This is a genomic window from Frankia sp. CeRuru1, assembly GCF_977966315.1.
In genome coordinates this window covers 1-5,099 of the sequence record NZ_CDWWEW010000363.1, presented here as the reverse complement: position 1 = coordinate 5,099, position 5,099 = coordinate 1, and the positions used below count along the sequence as shown (strand labels likewise).

The following is a 5,099-nucleotide window of genomic DNA, read 5'->3' as shown; positions in this document are numbered from 1 at the left end:
GGGCAGGAGCTCTCGGCTGCGGTCGCGAGTCTCGACGTCTTCGTCCATACCGGCATCCACGAGACATTCTGCCAGGCGGCGCAGGAGGCCAAGGCGAGCGGGGTACCGGTGGTCGCCCCCGCGGCAGGCGGGCTGCTCGACGTTGTCGAGCACGGCCGCACCGGGCTGCACTACACTCCCGGCGACCCCGCGGCCCTGCGGGCGCAGGTCGCGGCCCTGGCCGACGACCTCCCTCGCCGGGTGGCGATGGGTGCGGCGGCCCGGGAGTCGGTCGTGGGATGCGGGTGGAGCGCGGTCGGCGACGAGCTGCTCGGCCACTACCGTGACGTGCTCGGCACCGGCGGCGGGGCCGGCCGCTTCGGCCGCCTCAGGCACCCCGGCCCGGTCATCGAGGGACGGAACGGACGGCGGGGCGGACGACGGGACGGATGGGACGCACGCGAGCGGCCCGGGACAAGAAACGACGGGTGGTCAGCATGAAGATCGTGCAGGCGGCAAACTTCGTCGCGCCGGCCTCCGGCGGCATCCGGACGACACTGCGCCACCTCGCCGCCGGCTACACCGCGGCGGGCCACGAGGTCGTCCAGATCATTCCGGGCGAGCAGGACGCCGAACTGGTCCAGCCGGATGCCCGTGTGCTCCAACTACGCGCCCCCCGGCTACCCGGAACCGGTTACCGGATCATCACCGAGCCATGGCGCGTCACCGACCTGCTCGACCGGGAACGGCCCGACCGGCTCGAGGTCCACGACCGGGCGACCCTGCGCCCACTGGCCCGATGGGCCCGCCGTCGCGGGGTGCCGTCGCTGGTCGTCAGCCACGAGCGGCTCGACCGCCTGCTCGGCACCTGGACACCCGCACCGCTGCGGGGAGTCCTGCCGGTCTCGACAGCCGCGGACCGGGCGAACGCTTCGCTCGCGGCCGCCTTTGACTCCGTCGTGGCGACGACGGCCTGGGCGGCGGCGGAGTTCGTCCGCATCGGCGCCGGCAACCTGCGCCACGTTCCGCTCGGCGTCGAGCTCGACCGTTTCTCCTCCGCTCACCACGACCTGACCCTGCGACGCGCCTTCGCCCGTGACCAGGAGGCGCTGCTGGTGGTGGCCAGCCGGCTGGCACCGGAGAAGCGGGTTGACCTCGCCGTGGACGCGGCAGCCGAACTCGTCCGCCGCCGGGTGCCGGCGCGCCTGGTGATCGCCGGTGACGGGGCCCATCGGGGCCGGCTGGAACGGCATGCGGCCGGGCTGCCGGTAACCTTCCTCGGGTTCGTGGCCGACCGGGAACGGCTCGCCGGCCTGCTGGCGACCGCCGACCTCGCGCTCGCCCCCGGCCCGGTGGAGACCTTCGGGCTGACCGCCCTGGAGGCGCTCGCCAGCGGCACCCCGGCAGTGGTGCACCACGCCAGTGCGCTCGCAGAACTGATCGTCCCGGGAGTAGGCGTGATCGCCGCGGGCAGCGGATTCACGTTCGCCGACGCCGTCGTGGACCTGCTGTCCGCCTCGCCGGCGCAGGTCCACGCGCGCCGGGTCGCGGCCCGGGCCCGCGCGGAGCAGTTCCCCTGGTCGGCCACGGTCGCGGGCTTCCTCGCCTGCCACGACTCGCCCGGTCCGGCCGCCCCAGGCACGGCCTTCCCGCAGCCACCGGCGCCGCCGCTCGCGGCCTGACTCGCGGCCTGAAAGGCGGGCAGAGCCATGGACTCCGGTACCGGATCCCGGCGGTTCGTCGCGCTGGGCGACAGCATCACGGTCGGCCTCGGCGACGGCGTGACGATGGGACGCGAACACCGCCGCTCCGCGACGGGAGGACGGGGCTTCGCCGCCCGGCTCGCCGCGTGCCTGGGCCCGGCCGGCGCCGTGGAATTCACCAATCTGGCCACCACGGGAGCGACCACGCACGACGTGCGTACCCGTCAGCTTCCCGTCGCCCTGTCGCTGGGCCCCCAGATCGCCAGCGTGATCGCCGGCATGAACGACGTGCTGAAACCGACGTTCGATCCGCTGCGGTTACGTCAGGACCTGGTCTGGACGGTGGGCCGTCTGCGGGCCGACGGAGTCGTCGTGCTCACCGCGACCATGCCCGATCCCAGCCGGCTGCTCCCGGTGCCGGCGCCGTTCGGCCGGATCCTGAGCGAACGGGTCGAACGGCTCAACGCGGCGGTCCATGCCGCGGCCCGGACGGACCCCGGGGTGTTGATGGTCGACCTCGGCGGGCACCCTGCGGTGCGCAGCCGGTCCAGCTTCGACGTGGACCGGATCCACCCGGGGCCACGCGGCCACCGCCTGATCGCGCAGGCGTTCGCCCATCGTCTGTCGCACGCTGGGGTACCACTCGTGGGTCTGCCGGACGGACCCGATCATGAGGAACCGGCTCCAGGAATCATCGAGCATTCCTACTGGCTGCTGAGCGTGGGCCTGCCCTGGCTGGCCGGGCGGTGCCTGCCCAGAGGCGACAAATGGCGCTATCACCCGGAAAAAGGTCTGGTACGGCCTCCTCGGCGAGCCTGAAGGCTCCTCGATTGCCTACGGTAGGCAATGTGCTTCCCGCCCTGTCAGCGTCGCCCCGGTCCGGAGTCCTCACCGGATGGGGCAATGCGTGGCTTGCCGGGCTCGTCGGGCTCGACGACGTCATCACCCAGATACACCGCGCGCTCGGCGGCGAGGCGGCGCCGCACACCCTCGGTGACGAGCCGCTCGTGCTGGGCCTGGGAGCCCTGCGTTCGGCCGGAGCGCAACGGCTCCGGCTGGTCCTGCCCGCCCCCGGGGACGCCACCGGCCTGCCCGGCCCGGCGGAGGTGAACAGGGACGCGATCACCGCCGGGGAGGCGATCATCGTGATCGGCCCGAACCCACCGCTGGTGCTCGTTCCCGGGGTCGTCGTGCACGGGCCGGCCCTGGAGGGGCGGCTGGAGTCGGTGCACTGGCGGGTGCTCGTCGCGTCCCGCGTGCCACCGCCCGGAGCCGGCCTGCGCGCCGCGGAACACGACCTCAGCAACGCGATCCGCACCACGACGGCCGCGCTCATCGACCTCGACATCGCAAGCGCTCGCCCCGAGGTGCTCGCCCTGCTGCGCGACCGCGGGGAGGAGGAGCCGGGCCCGGGGCTGGGCCCGGGTCATCCACCGGGGGCGCACGCCCTGCTGGCCCGGGCGGAGCGGTTGTCGGCCCTGCTCGACCTCGCTGCCCGGGACGACGGTGCCGCGGTGACCGCGAGCGAGATCGCCCGCAGGTCCGCGGCGCTGCGCAACCTTTCCGCGGCAGTGCGTCGCGCCTATGCAGCAGCCTACGACGCCTTCGACCCGACGTACGCCCCTGTGCCGCCCTCGAACTGACGATCTGACAATCGCCGGCTGCCCGCCCCGGCCGGCTCCGGCCGGCTCCGGCCGGCTCCGATCAGTTCAGCCGAGGGCAGAAGTGCCCAGCCGGATCGTCCGGGCGGCCGCACAGGACGCACGGTGGACGCCCGGCGGCAACGATCGTGCGGGCTCGTTCGATGAAGGCACGGGCCTGTTTGATCGACAGTCCCACCCGCAACGAGTCGAGCTCGTCCTCGCTCTCGGGGAGCCGGAACTCCCCGGGGGACAGCCCGGCCGCCTCGACGAAGACCCGGTGGCCGTCCCAGGACACCGTGAGCTGGCCCAGATGGAAGTCCTCCTCGAACGGGGCATCCAGCGGGGCAAGATCGATCTCGACGTCCGAAGCGGTCGGAAGCACGATGCCCTGGGTCTGGCCCACCTGGCCTAGCAACGCGGTCAGCCCCTCCGCCAGGGCGGTGACCTCGGTCTTCTCCAGACCGACCGTCACGACCTGACCACGCCCGGCAGCCTGCAGGAAGAAGATCCGGTCACCCGGCTGGCCGACGGTTCCCACCACGAACCTTTCCGGGGATTCGAACACGTAGCGCCGCATATCTCCGATCGCTCCGTTACCTTGACTCGCTTCGTCGTTCGGTCCTGATCGCTTCGTTCCCCATCAGTATCGGTTCCCCATCAGCCTCGGCTCACCATCAGTATGGCCGCATCGCCATACAGTCCGCCCTCCCCCACCCTCCTGGCTTCAGGACCACCCCGGATTCGGGTCCGCGGGGGTTCAGGTCCGCGGCGGCCCGAAGGGCTCGCAGCAGTGCGCGGGGCAGTCCGCCGGCCAGGGCCCGAGACCGGTCAGCGACCGTCGGGCGCCGCCGGGACGACGCAGCTCCTCGATCAGTTCTCCCACCATCGAGACGAACCGCGGATCCACCCCAACGGTGCCCGCCCGCGTCGCCGGCAGGCCTAGCTCCCGCGCCCGTTCCAGGGCCCCCACGTCGAGGTCGTAGCGGACCTCCATGTGATCGCTGACGAACCCCAGCGGAATGATCACGGCGCTGGCGGCCCCCGCCGCGGCCAGCCGCGCGAGCCGATCGCGCACGTCCGGCTCGAGCCACGGCACGTCCGGCGACCCACTGCGGCTGCAGAAGGCCAGGTCGAAGGGATGACGCACGCCGGTGATGCGTTCGATCCCCTCGGTGATCATCGCTGCGGTAGCCCGCAGCTGGTGAGCGTAGGCGCCCTCGCCACGCCCGCTGGCGCGGGCCTGCGCGAGGGGGAGTGAATGCGCGGTGAAGATCAGATGGGCATCGGGACGCACCTTCGCCGGCAGGTCGGCCAGCGCCGCGACGCCGCGGTCCACCATCGGCTCCACGAACCCCGGATGGTCGAAGAACAGCCGCAGCTTCACCAGCTCGGGCGCACGGTCCCCCACCGCGGCGGCGGCCGCCGCGAGGTCCTCCCGGTACTGCCGGCATCCCGAGTAGGACGAGAAAGCCGAGGTGACGAAGCACGCGGCACGCCGGATGCCGTCGGCGGCCATCTGGGCGACCGTGTCGGTCAGATAGGGCGCCCAGTTCCGGTTCCCCCAGTAGACCGGCAGCCCGGGCAGCTCCGCACGCAACGCGGCGACCAGCGCCCGGTTCTGCTCGTTGAGGGGGCTACGCCCACCGAACAGGTGGTACTGCTCGGCGACGACCGCCAGCCGGGAGGCGGGGATGTCCCGGCCCCTGGTCACGTTGCGGAGGAACGGCAACACGTCGCCGGGCCCCTCGGGACCCCCGAACGAGACGAGCAGCAG

The 5,099-nt window shown here is 72.8% G+C and carries 6 protein-coding genes; 4 read left to right on the top strand and 2 right to left on the bottom strand.

All coding sequences use genetic code 11. The features are described from left to right. The 4 genes from AC08OP_RS20375 to AC08OP_RS20360 form a co-directional block, all read left to right on the top strand. Positions 1 to 480, top strand: a 480-nt coding sequence (locus AC08OP_RS20375; RefSeq protein WP_476615644.1) for a glycosyltransferase, incomplete at its 5' end; no start/stop codon positions are given. Further along, positions 477 to 1,661 carry a glycosyltransferase gene (locus AC08OP_RS20370; protein ID WP_476615645.1) on the top strand — a complete coding sequence of 395 codons (1,185 nt, stop codon included), beginning with the start codon at positions 477 to 479 and terminating at the stop codon, positions 1,659 to 1,661. The genes AC08OP_RS20375 and AC08OP_RS20370, both read left to right, overlap by 4 nt. Before the next feature lie 27 nt (positions 1,662 to 1,688). Next, positions 1,689 to 2,501, top strand: a complete 813-nt coding sequence (locus AC08OP_RS20365; protein ID WP_476615643.1) for an SGNH/GDSL hydrolase family protein — start codon at positions 1,689 to 1,691, stop codon at positions 2,499 to 2,501. A 29-nt stretch (positions 2,502 to 2,530) separates the two neighbouring features. Further along, positions 2,531 to 3,325 (top strand): hypothetical protein, encoded by a 795-nt coding sequence (locus AC08OP_RS20360; protein WP_476615642.1) that lies wholly within the window; start codon positions 2,531 to 2,533, stop codon positions 3,323 to 3,325. A gap of 61 nt (positions 3,326 to 3,386) precedes the next feature. Here AC08OP_RS20360 and AC08OP_RS20355 read toward each other — a convergent pair whose 3' ends face one another. Beyond that, complete coding sequence (locus tag AC08OP_RS20355) at positions 3,387 to 3,902, bottom strand: DUF3090 domain-containing protein (RefSeq protein WP_462188560.1); 516 nt, start codon at positions 3,900 to 3,902, stop codon at positions 3,387 to 3,389. A 180-nt stretch (positions 3,903 to 4,082) separates the two neighbouring features. After that, positions 4,083 to 5,099 (bottom strand): ferrochelatase (locus AC08OP_RS20350; protein ID WP_476615641.1); only part of this gene is annotated, 1,017 nt, incomplete at its 5' end.

What these genes read in the sequence shown, in the direction of transcription:
- AC08OP_RS20365 (WP_476615643.1), top strand. Translation starts at nt 1,689, where the DNA reads ATGGACTCCGGTACCGGATCCCGGCGGTTCGTCGCGCTGGGCGACAGC.
- AC08OP_RS20355 (WP_462188560.1), bottom strand. Translation starts at nt 3,902, where the DNA reads ATGCGGCGCTACGTGTTCGAATCCCCGGAAAGGTTCGTGGTGGGAACC.
- AC08OP_RS20370 (WP_476615645.1), top strand. Translation starts at nt 477, where the DNA reads ATGAAGATCGTGCAGGCGGCAAACTTCGTCGCGCCGGCCTCCGGCGGC.